Annotated in this window: 1 protein-coding gene; it reads right to left on the bottom strand. The window is 51.1% G+C overall.

Going from position 1 to position 380, the window contains the following annotated elements:
• Nucleotides 1–322 (bottom strand): formate--tetrahydrofolate ligase (locus ACYVTD_RS17795; RefSeq protein WP_461248948.1); only part of this gene is annotated, 322 nt, incomplete at its 3' end.
• Nucleotides 323–380 lie beyond the last annotated feature (58 nt).

Here is a 380-nt window from a genome sequence, read left to right as displayed (position 1 = left end):
CCCTCAGCGCGACCATCACTTTTTTCCCAATTCTGGAAAGCCCGTCCGCGACACCGACCGTTGTGGTAGTCTTGCCCTCGCCCGCCGGGGTCGGGGTTATGGCTGTCACCAGAACCAGCCTGCCTTCCTTGAAAGGCACGCCTTCCTGTTTCTTTTGGAGGAAGTTGTAGTCAACCTTTGCCTTGTATTTTCCGTAATGCTCAATATACTCATCGGGTATGCCGGCCTTTTCCGCAATCCTGTCGATGCGGAGCGCGTGTTCCGGGTACACCGTCTGGGCGATTTCTATATCGGATCCCGCGAATTTTTTGATTTCAGCCATATATTCCCCTTACACTCAATTTTCAATAGAAGCTGGAGACGGTATTACTATTCTATGA

This window comes from Treponema sp. R6D11 (assembly GCF_054786075.1).
The sequence above is the reverse complement of the archived record's forward strand: the minus strand, read 5'-3'. Positions and strand labels throughout refer to the sequence as shown.